Here is an 805-nt window from a genome sequence, read left to right on the forward strand (position 1 = left end):
CGGTGCACTCGGCCCGGCCCGCCACCCGGCCCGCACCGGCCGGGGCCCCGCCGTCGCCGGCCGGGGCGCCGGCGGCCGTCCGGCTCCCGCTGCGCGGGGTGCGCGGCCTGATCGCCGACAAGCTGGCGCGCAGCCGTCGCGAGATCCCCGACGCCACCACCTGGGTGGACGCGGACGCCACCGGGCTGCTGGACGTCAAAGGGCAACTCGCGGCCCCGGACTCGGAGCGGATCTCGCTGCTCGCGCTGCTGGCGCGGATCTGCGTCGCGGCGCTCGCCCGGTACCCGGAGCTGAACTCCACCGTGGACACCGGCCGCCAGGAGATCGTCCGGCTGCCGTCGGTGCACCTGGGCTTCGCCGCGGGGACCGAACGGGGTCTGGTCGTGCCGGTGGTCAAGGACGCGGACCGCAGGACGCTGCCGGAGCTGGCCGCGGAGATCACCCGGCTCACCGCCGCGGCCCGGGAGGGCGCGCTGACCCCCGCGGAGCTGTCCGGCGGCACCTTCACCCTCAACAACTACGGTGTCTTCGGCGTCGACGGCTCGACACCGATCATCAACCACCCCGAGGCCGCGATGCTCGGCGTGGGCCGCGTCCTGCCCCGCCCGTGGGTCGTCGACGGCGAACTGACGGTGCGCCGGGTGTGCCAGCTGTCCCTCTCCTTCGACCACCGGGTCTGCGACGGCGGGACGGCCGGCGGGTTCCTGCGGCAGGTGGCCGACCTGGTCGAGCGGCCCGTGTCCCTGCTGCGGCTGCGGTGAGCGCGGGACAAGCGCCACGGCCCGGGGCCCCCGGTGCGGTCGAC

At 76.5% G+C, this 805-nt stretch carries 1 protein-coding gene; it reads left to right on the plus strand.

What is annotated here, in order from left to right; genetic code table 11:
* Nucleotides 1-761, plus strand: a 761-nt coding sequence (locus ACTT8P_RS38350) for a dihydrolipoamide acetyltransferase family protein (RefSeq protein WP_442836411.1), incomplete at its 5' end; no start/stop codon positions are given.
* Nucleotides 762-805 lie beyond the last annotated feature (44 nt).

The sequence above is a fragment of the Streptomyces sp. JW3 genome, assembly GCF_052216785.1.
Lineage (GTDB): Bacteria > Actinomycetota > Actinomycetes > Streptomycetales > Streptomycetaceae > Streptomyces.